23 protein-coding genes are annotated in these 22,160 nt (G+C 41.1%); 1 reads left to right on the top strand and 22 read right to left on the bottom strand.

Features of this window, described 5'->3' with window-relative positions; translation table 11 throughout:
* Positions 1-21 precede the first annotated feature (21 nt).
* Genes O0V13_RS10495 through O0V13_RS10475 form a run of 5 tightly spaced genes read right to left on the bottom strand, consistent with a single transcriptional unit; the run spans position 22 to position 7,409 of the window.
* A complete protein-coding gene (locus O0V13_RS10495; RefSeq protein WP_268034923.1) occupies positions 22-2,631 on the bottom strand; it encodes a DEAD/DEAH box helicase in 2,610 nt (869 codons plus the stop codon).
* Complete coding sequence (locus O0V13_RS10490; RefSeq protein ID WP_268034922.1) at positions 2,631-3,632, bottom strand: virulence RhuM family protein; 1,002 nt, start codon at positions 3,630-3,632, stop codon at positions 2,631-2,633. The genes O0V13_RS10495 and O0V13_RS10490 overlap by 1 nt, the downstream gene beginning before the upstream one ends.
* A 2-nt stretch (positions 3,633-3,634) precedes the next feature.
* Entirely contained in the window at positions 3,635-5,407 is a 1,773-nt protein-coding gene (locus O0V13_RS10485) for a site-specific DNA-methyltransferase (protein ID WP_268034921.1), read from the bottom strand.
* Between the two features lie 3 nt (positions 5,408-5,410).
* The gene (locus O0V13_RS10480) at positions 5,411-7,204 is read right to left on the bottom strand and encodes an ATP-binding protein (RefSeq protein WP_268034920.1); all 1,794 of its coding nucleotides are present in this window, start codon (positions 7,202-7,204) and stop codon (positions 5,411-5,413) included.
* Positions 7,205-7,217: 13 nt separating this feature from the next.
* The gene (locus tag O0V13_RS10475) at positions 7,218-7,409 is read right to left on the bottom strand and encodes a helix-turn-helix domain-containing protein (RefSeq protein ID WP_268034919.1); all 192 of its coding nucleotides are present in this window, start codon (positions 7,407-7,409) and stop codon (positions 7,218-7,220) included.
* Positions 7,410-7,660: 251 nt separating this feature from the next.
* Between O0V13_RS10475 and O0V13_RS10470 the strand changes: the two genes are divergently transcribed.
* Positions 7,661-8,428 carry a hypothetical protein gene (locus O0V13_RS10470; RefSeq protein WP_268034918.1) on the top strand — a complete coding sequence of 256 codons (768 nt, stop codon included), beginning with the start codon at positions 7,661-7,663 and terminating at the stop codon, positions 8,426-8,428.
* 38 nt (positions 8,429-8,466) lie between these two features.
* Here O0V13_RS10470 and O0V13_RS10465 read toward each other — a convergent pair whose 3' ends face one another.
* The 17 genes from O0V13_RS10465 to O0V13_RS10385 all read right to left on the bottom strand — a co-directional run bounded on the left by O0V13_RS10465 (position 8,467) and on the right by O0V13_RS10385 (position 22,160).
* A complete protein-coding gene (locus tag O0V13_RS10465) occupies positions 8,467-8,688 on the bottom strand; it encodes a hypothetical protein (RefSeq protein ID WP_268034917.1) in 222 nt (73 codons plus the stop codon).
* A 251-nt stretch (positions 8,689-8,939) separates the two neighbouring features.
* Positions 8,940-9,443: a hypothetical protein gene (locus O0V13_RS10460; RefSeq protein WP_268034916.1), complete on the bottom strand. Its 504-nt coding sequence runs from the start codon at positions 9,441-9,443 to the stop codon at positions 8,940-8,942.
* A 125-nt stretch (positions 9,444-9,568) separates the two neighbouring features.
* The gene (locus O0V13_RS10455) at positions 9,569-10,060 is read right to left on the bottom strand and encodes a hypothetical protein (protein ID WP_268034915.1); all 492 of its coding nucleotides are present in this window, start codon (positions 10,058-10,060) and stop codon (positions 9,569-9,571) included.
* 88 nt (positions 10,061-10,148) lie between these two features.
* The gene (locus tag O0V13_RS10450) at positions 10,149-10,874 is read right to left on the bottom strand and encodes a hypothetical protein (RefSeq protein ID WP_268034914.1); all 726 of its coding nucleotides are present in this window, start codon (positions 10,872-10,874) and stop codon (positions 10,149-10,151) included.
* A gap of 63 nt (positions 10,875-10,937) precedes the next feature.
* Positions 10,938-11,603 carry a hypothetical protein gene (locus O0V13_RS10445; protein WP_268034913.1) on the bottom strand — a complete coding sequence of 222 codons (666 nt, stop codon included), beginning with the start codon at positions 11,601-11,603 and terminating at the stop codon, positions 10,938-10,940.
* The gene (locus tag O0V13_RS10440; RefSeq protein ID WP_268034912.1) at positions 11,581-12,507 is read right to left on the bottom strand and encodes a DUF4099 domain-containing protein; all 927 of its coding nucleotides are present in this window, start codon (positions 12,505-12,507) and stop codon (positions 11,581-11,583) included. The genes O0V13_RS10445 and O0V13_RS10440 overlap by 23 nt, the downstream gene beginning before the upstream one ends.
* A gap of 10 nt (positions 12,508-12,517) precedes the next feature.
* Positions 12,518-13,147, bottom strand: a complete 630-nt coding sequence (locus O0V13_RS10435; protein ID WP_268034911.1) for a M23 family metallopeptidase — start codon at positions 13,145-13,147, stop codon at positions 12,518-12,520.
* An 11-nt stretch (positions 13,148-13,158) separates the two neighbouring features.
* On the bottom strand, positions 13,159-15,150 hold the full coding sequence (locus O0V13_RS10430) for a type IV secretory system conjugative DNA transfer family protein (protein WP_268034910.1): 1,992 nt from the start codon (positions 15,148-15,150) through the stop codon (positions 13,159-13,161).
* A 32-nt stretch (positions 15,151-15,182) separates the two neighbouring features.
* On the bottom strand, positions 15,183-16,019 hold the full coding sequence (gene traN, locus O0V13_RS10425; RefSeq protein ID WP_268034909.1) for a conjugative transposon protein TraN: 837 nt from the start codon (positions 16,017-16,019) through the stop codon (positions 15,183-15,185).
* Positions 16,020-16,025: 6 nt separating this feature from the next.
* A complete protein-coding gene (gene traM, locus O0V13_RS10420) occupies positions 16,026-17,249 on the bottom strand; it encodes a conjugative transposon protein TraM (RefSeq protein WP_268034908.1) in 1,224 nt (407 codons plus the stop codon).
* A complete protein-coding gene (locus O0V13_RS10415; protein ID WP_268034907.1) occupies positions 17,239-17,670 on the bottom strand; it encodes a hypothetical protein in 432 nt (143 codons plus the stop codon). The genes traM and O0V13_RS10415 overlap by 11 nt, the downstream gene beginning before the upstream one ends.
* Positions 17,648-18,256 (bottom strand): conjugative transposon protein TraK, encoded by a 609-nt coding sequence (gene traK / locus O0V13_RS10410; RefSeq protein WP_144605577.1) that lies wholly within the window; start codon positions 18,254-18,256, stop codon positions 17,648-17,650. The genes O0V13_RS10415 and traK overlap by 23 nt, the downstream gene beginning before the upstream one ends.
* Before the next feature lie 2 nt (positions 18,257-18,258).
* On the bottom strand, positions 18,259-19,413 hold the full coding sequence (locus O0V13_RS10405; RefSeq protein ID WP_268034906.1) for a plasmid transfer protein: 1,155 nt from the start codon (positions 19,411-19,413) through the stop codon (positions 18,259-18,261).
* The gene (locus tag O0V13_RS10400) at positions 19,410-20,192 is read right to left on the bottom strand and encodes a hypothetical protein (RefSeq protein WP_268034905.1); all 783 of its coding nucleotides are present in this window, start codon (positions 20,190-20,192) and stop codon (positions 19,410-19,412) included. The genes O0V13_RS10405 and O0V13_RS10400 overlap by 4 nt, the downstream gene beginning before the upstream one ends.
* Entirely contained in the window at positions 20,189-20,851 is a 663-nt protein-coding gene (locus tag O0V13_RS10395; RefSeq protein ID WP_268034904.1) for a hypothetical protein, read from the bottom strand. Before O0V13_RS10395 ends, O0V13_RS10400 begins: the two co-directional genes overlap by 4 nt.
* Entirely contained in the window at positions 20,848-21,501 is a 654-nt protein-coding gene (locus O0V13_RS10390) for a hypothetical protein (RefSeq protein WP_268034903.1), read from the bottom strand. The genes O0V13_RS10395 and O0V13_RS10390 overlap by 4 nt, the downstream gene beginning before the upstream one ends.
* On the bottom strand, positions 21,498-22,160 hold the full coding sequence (locus O0V13_RS10385) for a hypothetical protein (protein ID WP_268034902.1): 663 nt from the start codon (positions 22,158-22,160) through the stop codon (positions 21,498-21,500). The genes O0V13_RS10390 and O0V13_RS10385 overlap by 4 nt, the downstream gene beginning before the upstream one ends.

Genomic DNA, 22,160 nt, shown 5'->3' with positions numbered 1-22,160 from the left:
TGAGAATTGTACTTCCGAAGACTATATATCCTTAATGATTTTTAGAAAGTCCTCAAGCTTGTAGGCACCATCTACCGTACGCCTTTCATACACCATAAAATACCGGAAATTATTTCCTGCTTTATTTGCCCAAAACGCACCCAATCGGATTTTTTGCTCAGCATCCAAATGGTCTCCTTTTGTCTCCAAAAGGACAGTCTTACCGCTCTTCGTTTGGATGATAAAATCGGGATAGTGGTTTATAAAGCCATTAATCCGGAAGCCTTTTCTCTCAATATTGCGTGACCAAAAGGCGATATTGCCCATGTTCCCGATTTCATTAATTACCTGCTCTTCAAATCCATTCATCTTCCCTTCTTTCTCATAAAGAGATTTGGTGATATCCTTGGCCGTATCTCCAGGGGATATGCTTTTGGGCAGCGAGTAGGATGATTTGATGAAGACCTTATCCGTATCCAAAAAGTCTTTGAATTTTTGTTCAGCGTAAGATTCAGAAAGAGAAGTAATTTTTTGCTTTATCTTATCCTTATAGGTGTATTCGTTGTTTGCGAAAGCAGAAAATTGCTCATCAGTAAAGTCCTCCAAGATCCGATTGATATATTTCTCTATTTCCTTGTCAGCGATAGGATACATGTTCCCAATCAAATCCATGATCCTCCTTGTAAAATTCTTAATCCTACTCTCTTTTCTGGCTGGATCAAGGAGATAGGCCATGACACTTTCTTTGACTACTCCATCTAAGCGAACAAAAGTTGGGGTATGTTCCTTCTTGGTCTCGTCCAAATCTACTTTGTAGAGCTCTGAAGTAATGGTGTCAAAAGCGATGTTGGTGTCTGCTTTACTCAAAGCAAAGCCTTCCAATAAGTTTTCTTTTTCTAAAGGAAGTTCTTCTATCCCTGAGCTGAATAAATCATTGGAAGGCACCTTGAGATAGAACTGAGGGTGATTTACTTTTTCCGCCTCCTCTTTAAAAACCTCTTTTATCGTATATCTTTTCACTAATTTTTGGATTTCGTTGGGCAATACTGGAATACCACTGGATTCCATTTCAGTGACTGCTTTTTCAAAAGCTTCATTTTGTTCAATCGCCGTGTTTTCAATTTCCGATACCGATTCCACTTCCGGGGAATCGTCCGAAACTATAATTCTTGACACATCAATATCTGAAGTGATATCCTCATCTGATTCCGACTGATTTTGAGTCACACCAAGTGATGGAATTAAGGTAAGCTGTTGTAAAGGATCTGCCGGTTTAGCAGGTTCTACGGCAGTGGAATCAGCCAATTTATAATCTTTGTCACTAAAACCCGCCTTGTTCAGCCCCTTTACAATGTTGTCCAGCGTCTCTAAAAATCTGGAAGAAGCGGTCAAAACATAGCTTACATTAAGCAAGGGGAATTTGTGCTTCATTACGTAGGGCTGTCTCAAAACACGACCCAAAATCTGCTCCACGTCCACTGCCGAACTTTTGTCTGCCAGAGAAGCTAAAATATAGGCAAAGGGACAGTCCCACCCTTCCTTAAGTGCATTTACCGTAATGATGAATCGCACTTCACAGTCCCGACTCATCAAGTCAATATTCTTTAATTCATTTAGATTGGCCGTCTTGATTTTGATTTGCTCCTCCGGAATTTTTAACTCGATGAGCTTCTCCTTGAGTTTTTCGAAAGTTGTGTTATCATCCGCATTTCGGGGTTGGGCTTGAAAAAGCACAATCGGACGAATATATTTCCCTCCGTTTTTCTCTTCATCCAGTGCCTGTTTTTCAAGTCGCCTTTGTAGCTGCAAGGAAGAGTTGATCACTTCAGTCTTATCCTGATGATTATAAACAATCACCGGTAGCTTTACCATATTCTCCTTTTTCAGATCCAGAGCATCTATGAAGCTGATGATATTGCTGTTTTTGCGAGGTGTTGCGGTAAGGTCCAGAATAAAACATGGATTGATCTCCTTCAGCATTTCCACACTCAGATCACTTTCGGCATTGTGACTTTCATCTACCACGACCAACGGATTAAGGTATTTTATTACAGCCCCTAACGTGATATCCTCATTCTTCTCCAACAAACTCTCAAAGGATTGCAGATTTCCATTTTCTTGAAAAACCTTTCTGTCTTCTTTGTTTTTGGCCTTTAAGCTATCAAAGCTAAAGACCATGATGTTCAATTGCTCCTTTACCGAGGTGGCATTGAATCCGCTACCTTGGAGCAAGGTGGATTTATCAAAAACCTCAACTTTATTACCAAAGTGGGAATTGATTTTTTGTCGGTAGGGGTGTGAGGGATCTTTAAGATTTCTAATGGTTTGCTCCAGAATAGTACTAGATGGAACTAACCACATTACAGTTTTAGGCTTGTCGTAGTTGAAGGCATCAAAAATAGTTTTGATTGCATTGCAGGCTATAAAAGTCTTCCCTCCCGCGGTTGGCACTTTCAGACAAATATGGGGTACTCTTGGCACATTGTTTTTGTAAGGTTCAATGGCTGTTCCCGAGAAGGGCATCAATGGCGTTTTGGGATGCTCAGACCAAAAATCATAGAATGCCTGGGCAGTGTCCTTGGTTTCTTGCACTTTCTCCAGGAATAGAGATAAATCATTGATGACTTCTTGTTGATAGGGCTTCAGTTCCATTACTTCTTCTTCAATTTTTTAACTTCTTTGTCAAAGTCAGAGATGATCTTTTGAGTCTTGTTAAACTCATCGTACTCCTTTACCGCTTTTTTGTCCGCCTGTATTTTAGAAATCCTGCCTTTGCCGGAAAGGACTCGATATTCATTAAAATTCAAAAACTTATTGACGCTTTCAGCCAAGCCCTCCATAGTAAAGGTATTTTCCCGCTCGATCAGCCCTTCGATGTAGTCAAAATATCCGGTCACGGTCCTTTCCAGTTGTTGAATTTCCTTTTCCTGCAGGTAATTTTTGGCAATGATCACGTCCGATTTTAGCACTCTCCCATCCGGGCTGTTTTTCCAGGTAGTCAGGCCCATGTTTTCCTTTTTGGCGTCAGCTGAAATATGAATTATTTCAGCAGCCGTTTTTCCCGTGATGGCAAAATGAAACTTGTTTTGGATCATCGCATAAAAATTCTTCGTGATCTCTGACTTAGGATCATAGTCGATACTGCATTCAGCGAAAATATCTGTCACCTGCTGGTATATCCTTCGTTCGCTGGCACGGATGGATCGAACCCTTCGGAGCAACTCCTTAAAATAGTCCTTACCAAAAGCGGTAGTTCCTTGCTTTAATCGCTCATCATCCAACACAAACCCTTTGATGATAAATTCTTTTAAGGTTTGGGTCGCCCAAATCCTGAACTGAGTTGCTTTGGATGAATTGACGCGGTACCCGACTGAGATAATTGCGTCCAGATTATAGAATTTCTGTTTTCTTGAGACCTGACGCTCTCCTTCTTGTTGAACTTGTAAAATTTCTTTACAAGTTGCCATTTCGTCCAATTCACCACTTTCAAAAATGTTTTTGAGGTGAATGGTGATGTTTTGGGTAGTAGTGTCAAAGAGCAAACTCATTGCCTTTTGAGTCAGCCAAACACTTTCATCCTGTAAATAAACCTGCACTCGTACTTCCCCGGAAGGGGCGGTGTAGAGCAAGAAATTATTTTGTTGGTCGCTCATGCTTAAAATCTGGTAATGTCTCTAGGTATCTTCTTGAAAATGATATGATGCTTGACCATAAATTCTTTGGTAAGCAAACAATTGTCGGCGTAGATCACATATTGCTCAGCTTTGGTCTTGATACTTGCCAGGAAGCTATGGTCCAGTGTAGTAATGGCCTCCGATTCGTAGTAGAAGTAGTAAGAAGTATTGACATGGTTCCCTAAAAAATGGGCATTGTCTACATGCTTCCCTTCCTTCAAGGAAGTTTTGGTTTCTGTGTACCACACATAGTTTCTGATTTTTGGCAACCCTACCGATTCATTGAGATTTCCGTCTTCACCAAATAAAGGCTGGCCCAATTCGTAGAAATCAAAACTACCTCCTGTACCTTCAACAACAACTTTCTTTTTCGACTCGCCATATAATATAATTTCTCCCTCCTCAATTTTTACAGAAAATTTATCATAGTTAGCCTTATTCGATTCCTTTAATAAATCAATATCTCTTGCCAACTCTCCTCCTTTCTTTATTGTATTAAAATTCAGCTTTTTGGAGAACAAAACATCCTTCTTACTCCCATCGTATTCATAGCCACTTATAGTTCTCCTTAGTCTTTCTGCTGTAATCCCTTCCGCATATTCTAGCATCTCTACCAGAATCACTTTTCTATTTCCATTATCTTCCTGATTCAAATTGAAAACGGCTTGAGCAGTCGTTCCCGAACCAGCAAAAGAATCCAATATCAAATCATCCCTACTAGTAGCTATTCTTAATATTCTTTCTATCAATCTTAATGGTTTAGGAGTATCAAAATCTACAGATTTTGACAAAATATTATAAATCTCCTTTTTTGCTTCATCAGTATGACCTACCTCTTCATGATTCCACCAAGTCCATGGAACAAATCCTTCTACCTCGCTTAAGTATCTGATAATATTTGGTTGAGAAGATCCGTCTAATCCAAAATATATACGTCCCTGCGACAATAATTCTTTATAGGTTTTCTCTGCAATACCCCAACATCTACCTTGGGGTGGATAATGAATTGCACCAGTAGGTGTCTCAATTGGATAAAATTGTTCAGAAGTTGCATGACCAGCCTGAGCAGTCATTGGAATGGGCCTCCATCTACCCTTTGGATCGTTATTTGGATTCCTATATACTTTCAATTGCTTTTCGTTTCCAGGAATGAGGTTTCTATTCTCTTTAAAGAACTTTTGATCCTTAGCATAGACATATATATATTCATGTACATCTCCAATTGCCTCTCTATTTTCTCTGGAATATCGTTTTTGCCAAACATTAGCAGCAACAAACTGGCCACGCCCAAAAACCTCATCACAAACTAGTTTTAAACTACTCTGCTCATTATCATCAATTGAAATCCATATGCTTCCCTGTGGATGAAGTAATTTGTTTAAAAGCTGCAAACGCGGATAAATCATGCATAGCCATTTATCATGCCTAGTCAAATCATCAGCCTCTTTTCCAACCACATCACCAAGCCACTTAATTAATTTAGGATCATTAACATTATCATTATAAATCCACTTCTCCTCACCTGTATTGTAAGGAGGATCTATATAAATGCACTTGATTTGACCTTCATACTCTGGAAGTAGAGCTTTAAGGGCTTCCAGGTTGTCACCATGGATGATCTTGTTTCCGCTTTGCGTTTCGGTTCTGGTCTGTGTTCCATTATCAAATCCATAGCTATGCTCCAGTACCTTAAAGGGCACGTCTAGGTGGTGATTGATTACTTTTTCCTTTCCTATCCAGTGTAGTGTAGGCATTGCTTAGTTCAGTCTATTCTTTATCTCTTCAAACCATTTATTTACCTCATCGAAGGCGTCAAGGTCTTTAAATAGGTCAATAGTCATTCTCGAAGCCCCATGCTCTGAGATTGAGCCTTTTATATTATTTCTCTTGTGCTTGACTAATTCCACTTCCACATCAAGTACATCCCAGCTAGATTGCCATCCAGATATGGATGTATCATGCAAGGCTTTTTCAAGCTGCAATAGAGAAGTGATTATTTCTGGATGGACATAGTTTTCTATCTCCCGTTTCATTGTCAGGACTCCCCAGCTATTATTGCCTCTTTTATTGACCATATCAATGAATTTCTGGTACTTTTTCACATCACTATCATAGATGTGAATCTCAGGTCGATTCAGTTTACTCAAATAGTTGTGCGTCACCCAATATGCCAAGGTGCCTCCTCCCATGCATATGGTAAGAATCCTTTTGTCATTTTTAAGATCAATACCAAAATGACCACAGATGTTAAACATAAAGGCGATGTCCGTAGGTCCTTCCAAACAGATGATTACCTTTAATTTATCCAGTTCGTCAGGGATGTTAGGCAATACCCCAAGAGTATTTGCAATTTTTTGGACGTTCTCTTCCGTTCCTATTTCAATTATGTTTTCGCCCATCTCTTTGTAGATAAATCGAATATTCTCGACTTCAACCAATCCCGCAAGTGCCGGACTATGAGTAGTGGTGATAATCTGTGCAGCTTCTTCATTGGCAAGCGTTTTCAAAGCATCCATTAATTTGATCTGCCAGTCTGGATGTTGTGAAGTTTCAGGCTCTTCGATAGCGTAAATAATATTTGGAACACCTTTTTCCTTTCGTTTCCTAGCGGCTTCAGCTCTAAAAAAGTTAATGAGCAAAAGTCGCCGAACACCGCTTCCTCGTTTATTCATTGGAATATCATCGCTGGTAAGTGTTGGCTTGAAAAGATCTGCCCATTTCAATTCAGGAGCAAAATGCGGTTTTAGTTGCTCTGCAACCTCAGCATTCATTTCCTTCAGCTTTTCTATGGTGAGATTAGCTATTTCCTCAATTTCCTTTTCGACCTCCTTTTTAATTTCATCAAGTTTAACAAGATGCTTTTTTAGAGCTTGCTCTGCTGCAACTTTCAAAGGGTCTTGAATCTCTTTGTCTTTTTCATCATTCTTTCTATCGGCCTGAAATAAGGCATACAATGGTAAATGAGGAGTCAGTTTTTCCCAAATATCCTTCACTCCATCCTTCCCAGTTTCCAATTCAGCAGGCAATAATTCAATGGCGTCCCCCAAAGAATTCCAAATAGCTTTTCGGATTTCATTTTTTGTATTGGCCTTAAAATCACCTTCCACACCCAGATCTTTTACACGCTTTTGTAATTGTGCGATTGTTAGGTAAAAAAGATCGTTGGCATTTTCATTAGAAGGATGATTACAGAGAATATATGTTTTTGGCTTAGAAATACTTGAAAAATCCTTCTTGATATGGAGATTGCCATCAACATCTAGTAGGTATTCTTCGTGCAAGTTAGTTTTCCCTCCAGAGTCAATATCCAATTCAGTCGGAATTCCAGAAAAAACAACTGAAATTTTTGCAGACTCCCCATTTCTTCTAGCGATGATATTTACATCATCAGATTCCATTTTCCTATTGTCGAAAAAAATATCTAAGGCTTCTAGAATTGAGGATTTCCCGATATCATTCTTACCTATTAAAACCGTCAAATCATTAAAAGTGATGGTAGTTGGGTTTCTGTAACTCCTGAAGTTTTCGATTGTTAAACTGACTATTTTCATTCATTAAAAATTATTAGTGTTTAGATTGGATTAAATCTTTAGGGTCCACACCTAGGATTCTGGCAATTTCAAAAAGCACTTCCAATCGTGGTTGGTTCCGATTTTGAACATAGCCATTGACCATATTGTAGCTTTTGCCGAGTTGTTCGGCAAGCCAAGTTTGGGTAATCCCTTTTTCCTCAAGCACTTCTTTGATTCTGTTCATTCCCGAAAAAGACTGAAACTAAAAATAGAAAAATAAATGGACTATCTCATTTTTTGAGATAAAACAATTAAGAAATACTTCAAATTCTATTCTGATCAAAAGTTAGATATTGAAAAAACATGATTCAATTTGAGTCATAAGAAATGACAAATAGTGTCAACTATTTCTAATTCATTTAATGGCGGTAGAAGTCTGAGATGGAGGAATTAAGCTAATTTTATTCCATCTGAAATACTAAAACCACCACCTAAATGACAAGAATAATCTGTGATACCATGATCTGGTATGGGCTGAGTAAAAATAATCTCCAAGTTCCCGACCCGAACAAATACACGCTGGTGTGCACTTATTTATCCTTAATGGAATTGGCATTTTCGCCTAATAATCTGAACAAATTATCCGAGGTTCAGGCTGCGATAAATAAGATTTTTAGTCTTAAACCAGAAATAATTTTACACTACCCATGGGATCATGCTCAATCACTAATTGACAAGGATTTTGAAAGAGAATTCGATATAGAATCAAATTTGACTTTTGCATTTATTAGAATCCTGCTAAAGCATCCAAAAGAAGGCTTGATCTCGAATAGTTTTAAAGAAAAACTTGAAGAAATTTCATCTATTAGAAGGAAAAACTTTGGCGAATGGGCTAATTTCTTAAATGACCTTAATAATCTCCAGAATGATGTAAAAAGAGCCCTAATAAAATATTCAGATCGAAATCGGAATTTACTTGATTTTAAAAAGTGGTTTATTCACAAATTAAACGAAAGGGAATTCGGAGAATACTCCGATGACGCCATCCCTTGGGAGCAGTTTGAATTTTACACGGCTATTGGGTCAGCCTATTTGAGAAAAATGATGGTTTCATGGATGAAGGCAGACGGGAATGATGAAAATGATATAAGAAATATGATTTATGTCCAGCCCGGAGATAAATATTGGACACTCGAAAAAAAGTGGCTGAACCTAGCTAGAGAGTCGAAAATGACTAAATACTTATATGAAGCAATTGGCTAATTTCGAATTAAAATGAAAAAAGCCCTTTCGGGCTTTTCTCAGGATTCTTCCGAATCCGGTTCTTTGACGGAAACGTAAACCGTGTGGGTTTTTCCGTACTGGTCAGGTTCCTTTAGCTTGGCGACATTGAACTTGAGGAAGGTTTCTCCTTCATATTCGAAGGTGTGGTTTTGAAGCTCTGCCATGTTCAGGCTCACTTCAACAATTTCCATGTTTTCGACTTGCTTTCCTTTACCGATGTACTTTTTTGAGAATGCCATTGTATTTTGGTTTTAGTTAAAATTTATGCAGGTCATTTAGGATGGCCGGGAAAGTGCCAAAAAAATAGAATTTAAAAACTGGGAGGCAGTCCGTAGGAAACCCTGTTTTTAGAAATCTGCTGCAAGCCCCAATTTTTTGAAACTGACAGGCTATCCGACCTTTGTGCATACAATTGGATAAAACCGGAATAGGGCATCATCAGAAAACAAGAGGGGAAATCAAGAATTTTGAAGAGATCAAATTGATTCGCTTAGGACACAGAATCTATCTCATCTCTTACAAATTGATGAATTTCTTTGAAAACAGTTTTACAATGATCAATTGTATCCAAGCCCTGATATTTCCAGTTAAAATTAAAATTGATCGTTGTGATTTTTGATCGATTGACGATTTCAGTTTTTTTGCTCTTTTCCACAAACCCAAATTTCATATCCTTATCGGGATTATGCTTTAAATCATTAGCCAGGCCCTTCTTAGGAATTGATCCATCAATTTGATCTGAAAAAAAGCTTTCAATTTCCCGTTTTTTTAAAGGATAAATTTTCTTCAAATAATCCTTTAAGGAGTAAACAACTTGTGTGAAACAAAAAATACGGTAGTACAAAATATCCTCACGCTCCCTTCTAATTAAGTCGACCTTTTTATGAAGGGCTCTATTCTGTGACGTTTCCGGATAAGGAACATCGTATTTAAAACCTATCTCTAAAAATGCATCTTTTTTAGTTTCACGGAATGCAATATCGATTTCGTCCAAAGCTATTTTTAGCGCTCTAAGCCTGATTTGAATTTGTCGATTTACCATACTTTCTCTTTTTGCAGTTAAAAAAACTAGGCAAGCTTTCCTTCGATTGTTTAAAACAAGAGTTCCTACTTATTATATTAAAATGTAATCTCCTCGGCCAGCGGCACAGAAACCTCTCCAGGAGCCAAGGCTTCATATTCAAATTGTCGATAGACCTCCCCATCAGCCAAAACATTGACGGTCGCAGAAAGTGGCTGGAAAGAATCATCGGTTTCTCCTCCTAAATAAACGGCATTAAAAACTAGACCTAAACTATGAATCGGAGCTGAAGAAGTGGCTGAAATAGTCGGGACTTCAGGCTCAAAAGAAAGCGTATAGGAATTGCCTTGTTCGATCACTTGGGTCCAGTTGAGTTCAGTCGGCTGATCCAACACCGGAGCAACAAAAGTTGAGGTGCCACTGAGCATACTATGAACTGAAAAGGTCACCATATAGTCGGTGTAATTCCCCTCCATTTCTACTTCAATGGTGACAATTTTCTCAACCAATTTAGGCTCCTCATTCTCCGAAGAACAGCTAACAAAAAAAATGGTAATTGCGATTAAAAACAGGTAATTCAGGTTTCTCATGGATTAAAATGGTTTAGTTTAAAGACTTGGAATAGTTAAATGTAAAAGACTTGATATGAATAAAATAAATGATTTGGCAGACTTAAATTCACCTACCCATTTCTTGCGTCTGAGTAGGTAAAACGTCCAATTTCCTAAAATCCATGTCATAAAACTGGATTTTCTTTGATTCAGGATCTGCTTCGATAAATACGGGTTGACCATTTTCCAAAGTGGCATTTTGGGTATTACCCCGTCCTAAGCTGGAGAGCAGCATTTCTTTTTCCTGAAAATTTTCAAGCTCCTTAATCGGGAATCTGCTCAGTTCAGTTTCCAGGTGGAATCCATGATCAGGATAGAACTTTTTGTAGGAGAAATTCCCCTGCTCATTCCGCCTTTCAAAATCCAGTTTGATCCAGATGGAATCAATCTTTTCTCCTGAGCCTTCCTTCATCTGACCGACTTCTCCCGAAGCCAATAACCCATTATCCATTTGCCTGTTTAGAATAGCTTTTTTATGGATAGATGCCCCTCTAAGCAAATTGTAAGCTTCCTTTGCCGTCACGTCATTTCCCTTGCCATACGAAAATGTGTTCTGGGTCTGATCGTTAAGAGTGACTTTTACCCTATCCAAAGAATAATTATAAGGCTTCGAAGATCTCGAAAAATTCAGCTCATAATTAACCTTGTCCTTTCCCGGACTTCCATCTTTTTGCCTGGCATTAAAATCGGCAGAAACTCCGATTTTAAAGAACTCCTGTCGCTCAGAAACTTTAGCTTCAAGTGCGGCATTTAACGAAGTGCCAAAGCCGAGAAATTTCAGGCTCTTTTTCATGAATTCAAGATTATTATTCTCCATAATTTTGAGTGACAAGCGTTTAAATATAGCAAAACCATATTAATTGAGATCTTTCCAATGCAGTTGATTTAGCTGATAAAAGGACTCAACTCCCTTTTGCTTAGGCTTAAATGTTCGGACTGTTTGAGTGATCGCTTGCGAGATGCAGTAGGTTCGAAGTGAAAAGGTAAAAATCGATTCCTTCGAGATTTTATTCCTTTTTTGGTTTTTAAGCTGAACCCAATCATCAGACAAATAATACCGGCAGTCCCGATCATAAACCAGATCCTGAACCTTACAATCCATCACCCTCCCCAAAATCGAGGAGCTAAAAACCGTGTTGATCTTGGCGTTTTTTGAAATCTTCTTGAAAGCTGGGGTCAGCAAGCTCGATTCAAACTCAGCCCCGATGATCAAGAAACCAGCTTCATCAAATGAAATTCTGGCTTTGAATTGATTGGCAAAGCAGATCAGGGAAGCATAGGAATCAGAGACAAAAATTGCCCGAGAATCTTCTGAAAGATTAAGGACAGAAATCCCTCTCGAAGCCTGTTTATTCCGGTAAAGACTCAAGATTTCACAATCCACTTTCCCTCCTTTCTCATTAAAGAAGTCAAAAACGATCTGGCCTGTTTTATCCTGATAGGCAAACTTGGAAAACTGACCTTGAATAGCCTTGTCCACCCCTTTGTAACTCAAAATATCAAAGGTCTCTGTCAAAGCCATTGTCTTGTTCGAAGCGTTTTCTTGGGTTCTTTCCTTCTTCCGTATCGATACTGTTTAGCCGTTTGATGGCATTGATATCGAATTCATCCCTAACGGCTTTGGGGAGTGAGGAATCAGCCGAAATTTTGGAGTATTCCTCCTTTATGTTGTTCAAATCCCGGATCGCATCCCTGTCATTTGGATTTTTAGAAATCCGTCGCTCTGTCTGCTTTTGTACCTCCTTGATGGCTTGAAGGTATCCTTCGGTATATGCCTTATCCTCCTTGCTTTGCTTTCCGAGCAATTTCTGAACACCGGTAATCAGTAAGTAGGATACCCCTCCATCCAGCAAAACCGAAACGACTAACCCTGACTTATTTGATCTGAGGCCTTTTGGAGCAGATGGCGAAAGTTGAAAAGCTGTCCCATCTGCCAAGAGCACCGTTTCCCCTTCCTTGTATTTCTTCTTTTGCTGTGGATCGAGTTCTTGCCCATTGACGGATTGAGGAGCTTTGATGTCTTGAGGATTGTAGGAGAGAAATTGTTTGGTTTGCTGATCGTACTCGATGATCTCAGTCTGAATGTTCCCTTCTTTGTCCACAAAGCTTTTCTTAATGTTTGCCAATTCTTTCCGGACCAGCTGATTTCGCTCAACGTCATTCAAATTGGGATGTAAGTTGGGGTCCCTGTAAACGGGATCAATCCTCAAGGCTGGATTTCCATCTTCACCCCTTACTATGGAAAGTCTAGCCGGTAATTTATCGATGAAAATATCCTTCCCTTTCAGGTCGGTTAATTCCACGATATCGGTCATTCCGCCATTCTTCAGGGCGTTGACTTCTTTTTCAGGAATGGTAAATTTTCCGTTCTTGATGACTCCAAAAATCTCCAAATCCTTCATCGGTAATCCATTTTGATTTGCCATGTTGCTTGCTTTATGGTTTTGATAAATAAGTGATTGCCTCTTCTTTAGTCGATAGTTTTGAAATCAATTGAATGAATAAGACTGGATTGACATATTCTTTTCCCTTTTTGATAGTCAAGTGAAGGTGATCTCCGGTAGCTCTTCCCGTACTTCCGGAAATCCCCAGGATAGTTCCCGGTAAGACACGCTCTCCCTTTTTTACAAAGGACTGTGAAAGGTGGCCGTAAATCGACTCATAGTTGCCGTGTTGGACTTTTACAAAAATTCCCAAAAGCGGATCGTTGCCCACCGAAACCACAGTTCCATGAAGCATGGAAAGCACCTTTGAACGCTTGGTTTTTAGATCGATTCCCCGATGAAATTTCGTTTCTCCGGAAAATGGATCGGATCGGTAGCCAAAGCCCGAAGTCAGGAAAAAATCCTCCAAGGGAAGGGAAGCCAGCACAAGCTCCTTCCCTTTTTCCATGTGAAGTTCTCCTTGGGACAAAGGATAAATTTCAGTTCCTTTCTCCTCCTGCTTGAATTCAGCGGACTTGATCACGTTCACTGAAGTCATTTCCTTTCGAAATTCAATGGAATTGAATTGGGAAAATGCTTGATGAGCAACAAAATAAAGAATGATTGAAAGTTTCCTTTGCATGATTTCAAGGCTTAATCTAGGATTGCCATTTCCCGGTGCTTTTCTATAATCTCGGTAACCTGACGGTGAATTTTCTCAAAATGCTTGGTCAGAATCTCTTCTTTCTTGCCTTGGAAATCATAGAATTTCGGAGTGCTTCGGTAAGAGTTTTCCTCCTGCTTGATCTCCTTCATATCCAAATTGACCCGACAATGAACATTGGATGTTTTGTATTTCCCGTCAAATTGAGTCCCTTCTGTGGCGATAATTCCCGCAATTTCCCCGGTATGCATAGACGCTATTTTACCCGCAGGAATCAGCGGATCATATCGCTCACTATACGAAATCGAGGTTTTATCCCGATCAATTGAAATGCTTTGCCCCAGCTGCTTTCGCTTTCCAAACATCATCTCCAACCAGGACAGCGTATCCTTATGGCGAACTGAACCGCAAAGGACATTTCCGATCACCGAAGTCATGGTCGATGCCGTATCCTTTCCCTGAAGCTGGTTTAATTGAGGCAATTCCTGCAATCCGAGCAAAACCGCTACTTTATTGCTTCGGGCAGTAGAAATCAGGTTTTCGATTTTATGGATGTAAAAAGTCGGCGCTTCATCGGCTATCAAGGCGGTTGGCAGATTGCCCTTAGTGTTGATCAATCGGGTCAGCCGGTTAATGATCACCGAATAGCAAGTACCTGTGATGCTCTGGGTCTCGGTGCTGTTGGCCAGCACTAGAATGGAAGGAGAATTGGGATCCGAGATTTTCAGATCGAAATCATCGTCACTGAAGACCCAAGCTGTTTCTTTGGTATTCAGTCTGGAAAGGAAAATCTTCAGAGTGCCGACCTGCCCTTCAAGCTGTTTGTAAACCTTCTTTTCAAAGGCACTTCGGAAGGGAGATACCATGGATCTGAGTTCGGGATATTTGGTCAGACAGTTAAAAATATCCTCGTAGTCCCTGTTGAGAAAATCCAGCACATGGGCGAAGGTGGAATATTTACCCTCTTCATATCGAGACACAAAAAAGATACAGGCAGAAAGAAAGTTGATTGCGGATTGCTCGAAAAACTTATCTGCTCCTCCTGTGGAATCGGATTTTTGAAGGGATTGGAAAATAGCTTCAGCGGTTTCAGAAGCATTGGCGACCGTCTTCAAATACCTTCTGTTGATCGGATTGATCCTTCTGGAATATTCAACCTCATCCAGATTGATCACATGGAATTTGAAATTTGGATTTTTCTTTTTGTCCTGAGCTTTCAGATAGTGGAAATAGGCAATCTGAGCCAAGTCAGGAAACTTAAAATCGTAAAGACACATAGTAAATCCCTTGCCAATCATCTGTCGGATAAAAGGATTGATCACTCCAAAGGACTTCCCGGAACCCGGGGTTCCGATCACAAAAGTTCCTCGGAATGGATTGACCAAATTGATCCAACCTTTTCGGACTTTTCCCCTGAAATAGAATTTCATGGGGATGTTGACGGAATAGGGATTTTCGATTTTTTTGGTGTCTTGCATGAAGGACTCTCCTTCGATATTCCATTCATCTTTTCCCAGTCCCGATTTGATCAGTTTCGATACATTGTCCAAGGAAGTATGGATCAAAACAGCCCCTATAAATAATGATAGGCTGTACCCCAGGTCTTGAATGGAAGTGAAGTCCATCACCAAAAATGAATCTTCCAGCGTGTAGAGATAGATCGATCCAAAGAATAAAATCAGGCCGATTGTCAAGGGAAAAATGATCTGATTTCTCGGGTTTAAATCCAGGTTCTTTCTGGCCACTGTCCCGATAGCTGAAAGGCAAATTGCTATCAAAATGGCCACTTTTCCAAGAAGCACATTACTGTAAATCTTCAGGTTTTGTAGCTTTTCGAAAAGAGGAAAAAGAAACCTTCCTACCCCATCCATGGCCAACAACTGTGGGGCGTAGACAAACATCAGAATGTCCAGAAACACCATCAGGTAGACAATGAATTGAAAGGTCGCGTGAAGGCTTTTTAATTCTCTTTTCTCATTCATGGCAAAGGCTCAGTTGAAGGGGAAAATCATTTTTAAAGTGTGTCTGCCGCTAAAAGGTCTGCGTACTTGATCTCCAAAGAGAGCGTTCTTCCACTGATTTGGGATTCCGAAAGCTCGATGGTGAACACCTTGGAATTGGGGAAGGTGAACTTTTTAAACACGTAGATATTTCGGTATTTCTTCTCAAAGCTCTCCGGGGTGAAAAGCTGGTACTCGGGCTCTATCTCAATGGATTGGACATTGGTTGCTTTGGTGATTCGCTTGTCCTCGATCTTAAACCTCAACTGGTCCAGATCAAATTTGAGATTGGTCTTATTGATAAAGGAGATGTCCAAAAAGATGTAATCGTCCACCGTGTAGATGCTATTCACCTGACCGAAAATCCCATACTGGCTGCTTTTGGTGATCTTGTCCTTCTTTTTTCTTTTAAATGCCTCTATCGAAAAATACCGAAGTTCTTGTTCGCTCATGGGGATTTTACCGACCTCCAAGGGACTGGTGTGGATAGGAAGAATTTCGATTTGAGTTTTCAGCTGTCGCTCATCATGGGCATACCATAAATCGTACTGTGCGATGAATTTCTGCCCGACAATGGTAACCACTCCCAAAGACTTATTGTATCCATTGAGGTTAGACACACTGTCTCGGATTGCTTTTACCCGAAATACACTCTCCAAAGGAATATCACCGATCATATTGTCGGTCGAGATATCCACGTATTGGATAGGTTCGGGAGAAAGAAAGTGTAGCGAGATTTCCTCGTCGATGTAGATCTTGGGAAGTTGGCTTTTCAGCAGCGTTCCGTTTTGCTGGGCATAGCCCGAAATGGATATCGCCCAAAGGATAAAGGTTATAATCTTTTGTCTCATGATAGGTCAGTTTTGGTTTTGGATCATTTTTCCGTTTTCCTGCAATTCGTTGGTATCAATCAGATAGACTGAAGTCCCATACTTGATATTGGCCTTGTTCTTTTTGATGGATTTGGAAACAGCCTGGGAAGTTGAGGTGAACATTCGTTGGAGTGCAGACATGTACAATTGGCTCAAGGCATCTGAGTTTTGCTGCATGGTCAGATTCATGCCCCCGGTGGTATTTCCTCCTAGTTCTTTGGAAAATTCCCGGAAGGCACTGGCCGGAACATACAGCCCCTCCATCCCATCAACGTCATAGATGGAGAGTTTAATCGGGAAGATTCGATCATTGATCATGACCGAAGAAATGGTCAGTTTCACCCGCTGAGCTTCATATCCGGAAATCAAGGCATAGAGGTAAGTTCCTCTGCCCACAATGGCATTTCCGATCAGGATATCATCTAAAAGTCGGATTCTCAATCTAGCTCCTAGGGTACCACTCTTGATATCCTGGTCAATGATTGCCTTGATGAACTTCTCCTTTTTTTCTCTGGTGAAGGTATTGAATAAGGTCGCTGCCCCCTCTGACTTTTGGACTCGATAAACCACGTTTTCGGTCTCATTTGCTACGGGTTGACTCTCCTTTTCTTTTTGCTGTAGCTCTTGATAAGCAGGATCATTCGCTTTGGAAATGGAGTCTATCACAGCCATCTGAGCTTTGAATAGCTCCATAGGATCTTCGTATTTGTTGGCGGGAACTCCGGTCTTTTTCCCTTCCAGTTGATTGATGGCATTCAGCAATTCTTCATCTTCCCTGGAAAAGCTTTGATGTCTGGAAGGTTGGGAAGTAACCGATGGAATCGAATTGCCAGTATCGGGTTTTCCCGAGTACAGACCTGCACTTTTTAAAGCGTTGTCTATGGAATCCAGCAGCCTTTTTTCCTCCTCATTATACAGTGTTTTGATTTGGCTGGATTCTTCCACCTCGAGTTCCAAGCCTTTGATTGCCGTGTATCCATCATTTGCCCTTTTATAGGTTTCTCTTGATGCGTCCAGTTTGGAGTCAAGCGGTTTTTTCTGGATCTGTTCCGACACTTTGCCGATCTCAGATTGGATTCCACTGAGGCCATGAACAGGTTCATCCGGACCGTCTTTGCTAAAGGATTTATAGCCGTAAAACAGCAAACACAAAAACGGCAGCATGATAATTGGCAGGATGTATTTGGGTTGCTTGAAGTCAATTTTCATGGGAGTGGGTGTTAAAGTATTGCAGTTGCTCAATTGCTTTTTCCAGATAGGTGGAATCCATCTTTGAAATGGAATCCTGAGCAATAATCCGTTCGATTTCAGTCTTCAACTCTGCCATTTTCGCAGCCCTAAGGGTCAAATCCTGTAAGGCTGAAAATTCATTTGAAAGCTCTCCAGGGATGGATTTTAGCTCTTTCTTGAAATTGTTAGCCTGATTCTCCGAGTCAGGCTTCAACACAAAAAAGGTCAGGATGAAAGACGCTACGATGAGAAGGAGCATGCCACAAAAAATGATTTTGGCATGACTAACCAACAACCCTTTCACCTGGGTATTTACGCCTGTCAAATGAGGGGAAAGCTCATTTTTCAGCTCTTGGAAAATGGTAGTCTCTGGATCCTTAGAAAGTGTTTTTCGAAACATTGCTCAGGTCTTTATTTTCGATGGTTTTCCAATTCGTGATCAAAACCCCATGGCTGTTATTTTCACTTCTCGGGATATCGATCAGTTCGCCCTCAGTGATGATCGATCGGGTGATCGTGGCACTTCTTCGATCTATCTTTTGCTTGCCGTAATACCGGAACCTGTTCTGATCCAGGACAATCGAATCCGTCTGGATTGAAAGCACAGAACTTGAAGAAAGAATGGAATTGAAGTAGCCCTTTTCTTTCAGGTTATTGTATTGGCCGACCCCTGTCTCATCCACGAAATACATGGCCCGGCTCATCTGATATTCGATGTGCTTATCGTCGGGAGTCAGGTTGAAAAAAAGGCTATGGAATAAGTCCACGGCTGCTTTGTACTCAGCTGGCCTATTCATTTGCATATTGGCCTGCTTGGCCAAAATGGGAATATCATTATCCAGGATATAAATGGACTGCCTAGCATTGGCTACCTGTTTATAAGCGTAAACCGAAACAAATCCACAGATAATGATTGAGGTAAGCAGGCTTCCCAAGGATAGAACCGTTGCCAATCTGATTTTGGATTCAATATTTTGGATGATCATGGTTAGATTAGTTTAGCTCTGGAAATTGATTTTGAAGCAGAGGATCCCATCCTTCCGGCGGTGGTTGCTGCCGAGGAGATTCCTGAAGTGGAAATGATCCAAGTGGAAATCGAGGGCACAGTAGTAATGGCAATGGCGCTGACAAAGAATGCTACAATCACCAGCCCAAAACTCAAAAAACCATTGGATGCCAGCCAAGCCATTTTTTCAAGTCGATCCGCTCCCCCACCGGTTGAAAGCAAGTACTCGTACTTGTCAATTTCGACCTCCAAGGCGTATTGCTGAAGTCTTCCTGTGATGTAGAGAATCAAATAGGCTACTCCTACATAGAGGTTAACCGAAACGAACCTGGCTATCCAAGTCGTGAACGCATCCCGAAAAGCTGGAAGAATACTCACTACCACTGAAAAAGGTCCGAGTATCACCAAGACTGTCGAGTAGATGATCTGCAACATGAAAATGATATAGACACACACTCTCAGAATCCATATGGCCACCAATTCGATGATTTGGGTAGCGAGAAGCTGAAGGCTGGTTTGCATCCTGATTCGCATTTGGACAATAGGAGCTAGAATCTGGTCGGAGAAAAATCCTTTCACCCCATCCACAATCACCGTCCCCAAATCCTTATCGGATTCCTGCGCCTGTTCCGATGCCATCTCCGTCACTGCCTGATATTCCACTAGCTGATCGGCCATCTCGATCATGTAGGCGGCGCGGTCAAGCCGCAACCCATTATTGATATCGTTTTGGGTCCCGAAAAGCGCTTCCGTTTTGGCTGCGATCAAATCGGTGGGAAAAGCGATGATCTGGCAGAAAATTGGCCACCACATCAGAAGAATCACCAAAGCAAATGGCCTCAGGAGGGGCATAATTTCAAGCTTCTTGTCCCCCGCCATCATTTCGTAGCATTTCAGACTGAAAAAAATCAGTATGAAAATACAGGCCAAGGTCTGAGCATCTCTCATGAAAGGATCTGAGTGTGCAAAGCCATAATCCCTCATTTCTTCAAAGAAGGTCATCACTCCTCTGTCATAAATGCTGTTTCCCTGCAAATAGCTTATGGTCTCCTTGTACTGGTCATGGTTGGCCGATTGTGCAAATCCGGAGATGGATACCCCAAGGAAAATTGATAGTCCTGTGATCAGCTTCTTCATTTTATCCCTTGGGTTTGATTAGCAATTTTCTTGGCTCTATCCTCCTCGCTTTTTGGATCTGAAAGGATGATCTCTCCGCTGATTTTTCGCTGGTTCAACTTTCGGAAGGCAAGCATATTGGAAGACATATCCAGCTTGTATTGCCACTTTTTAAGGACATCTCTCATTTCGAGCATGATTCTGTGATACATCAGAATCCGTTGCCCTCTTTCCATATCCAGGCTTTTGGCAAACTCATATCGTTCTGAAAGCGAAGCCAAGTTGTTTACATACCATTGGTATGCCCCGTGATCAGTCATGTACTGGATTACTTCTGCAGGAACGCCATGAAAAGCTGTGGCTTCAGGACTTTCCAAAGGCTTCAACTCCCGCTTATAATAGAATTGGTATAGCGGATCTGCTGATGAAAAAGCGCCTGAAATACGGGCGATCTCAGCTCTTGCCAAGTTCTTGACCGTATCTGAGTGCTGCTTGTAGTAGTTCGATGAAATCTGCATGGCTGCTGCCAATCCCAGCCTTTGAGTCTGTTCACCCCTTGGAGATAAAGGCCTTCTGTCTAGATCAGGGTAATTGGGATGCAAGCCCCAGGTGATATACCAAATCGGATTCGTTGGGATTCCAAGGAATCTTTTGGGTTCGGGATAGAATTTATCTTCATCCCATTGCTTAAAGACCATGCGTTCCTGCTGAGCGACAATCGCTCTATCATGAATGGGAGTCTGTCCATAGCTGTGAATACAAACAGAAAAAAGGATCAAAATTGGGAGAGCTTGCTTCATCGGGTAAGGATTTTATGTTTGATGATGATTTCATTGATCAATCCTAAATCACGATTGATATAGGTCTGGTAAGGATTGAGAGATCGGATTACCCCATTGGTCTTGGCCCAGTAGATGCTGTTCTTTGCTGTAAGTACCAAGGCAAGAATTACCTGTAATTCCTTTTGAACCGAATCAAGTAGCTCATCCCGGATATTGTAATTCATCAGGAGGTTATCGCCCTCTTTGAGAATCAAGGAAGAAACTTCCGTAGCCAGATTGAGACTTCTGCTTTTCGCCTGAGCCGTGTATTCTTCCACAAAAAGAAATAGGATGGGATTATCACCAGCCAATTGGAAAGCTTCTGCGGAAATGGAGCTGATATCCAAGACCGTCTCAGCGATCATCCTTACCTGAATTGCATCCTTGAACCCTTCATTAATTTGGGTCAGGGAGTTGACAATCATGGTTTGAACCAGTGCCAGGCTGGATGAATTGAGAATGATATCATCGGTGTTTTGCCTGATGATATCCAAGGTTTGGTGATACCCTATTTCACTTGCATTTCGTACCGCAGCATTGGCATTGACTGTCGAAAAATGCTCTCTGTCAAATATTACGGTCTGCCCATAGGATTCAATCACCGCGAAACAGCTGAAGAGTATAAGGAGATTTTTCATCGGGTTAGGGTTTTGGCGTTTTGAATAATTTCTTCTACCAAAGCCATTTCCGTGGCCACATATTGTAGGTAAGGATTGACTCCTCGCTTCCTTTCCAGATAGTGTTGAAGTGATTTGGAAACGGTGTAGGAAAGTCCATTGATCTCCCTCAGCTCGTTCAGAATGTGCTGGAAAAGGACTCTTCTTTCCGAAACTTTCATCTGGTTGACCACTCCGATACTTGCCGAGAGGCCAAAGAGGAAATTCAAAAGTGAATAGGATCTTTCGACGAAAACCTTTTCAGACTCTAGCGCAAAAAGTACTAACTCCGGATTTTGGCTACAGTAGAAAACAATTTGCTGTTGGTTATCAATAATGGAGTTGACCAAGGGCTCAGCCGAAGCACCTATTCCAAAAGCATCAATAACAATCGAGAGTTTAGCGAATCTGTCTTGAACGGCTCGGTATTTCTCCTTTACCGACTTGAGCAAATTGGTATTGACCTCCTCGTTGACCGCGTTCCTTCCTTGATTTTCCTTCGCCTCTTTTTGAAGGTTGTATTCAGACTTGGATTCCTCGACCAGCTGATGGAGAAGAGCCACATTGGTTTGGGCAAAACTTATCTCAAGGGTTGCCAACAAAATGAAGGAAAAAAGCCAAAAAGATTTCATCGTTGCAGGGTTTTGGCTTTTCTGGCTATATCCTGAGCAAGCTGGATATCTACATTGATGTACCCTTGAAAAGGATTTAATGCCCTCACAAATCCTTTCATCTGAGCGAAATATATGGCCCGATACATGCCATAAGTGTAGGATCGCAGGATGACCATTTCAGTCAAAATCTGATTGATCAGCTTGGACCGTTCTCCTGCATCCATGAGGTTATTTTCTCCTCCTTTTAGCACAAAAGAACTGACCTCCAAAGCCAAAGAAGTGGCCCTTTGCTGAAACAGGGTAGCATTCCGTTCGGCAAATAGGAGTAAAGCTGGATTCTCTCCAGCCAAGTCCATCACCTGACTGAGGTCACTGGAAATCCCGGTGGCTATTCGTGCGATTTCCTGCACATTGGAAAGATTGGTCAAAATCGAACTGACCTCAGAAAGTCCCTTGTAGATTTTGTCCTGCATCGTGTTGACAATGGTCAGGTTTCCGGTAATTGCCAGTTGTCCTCGCTCAATCAAAGTCAATCGTTCATTGGTGGCATTCAGTTGGGAATTGATGACCGCAGAATGTGCCGCCGTAGCACCCGCTACCGCGGGATCCACATAGACAGTCTGCCCAAAAGAAGATCCCGAGAGGATCAGAAATACCAGGATGCTCAAGCTTTTCAT

It is taken from the genome of Algoriphagus sp. PAP.12 (genome assembly GCF_026652115.1).
Taxonomy (GTDB): domain Bacteria; phylum Bacteroidota; class Bacteroidia; order Cytophagales; family Cyclobacteriaceae; genus Algoriphagus.
The sequence above is the reverse complement of the archived record's forward strand: the minus strand, read 5'-3'. Positions and strand labels throughout refer to the sequence as shown.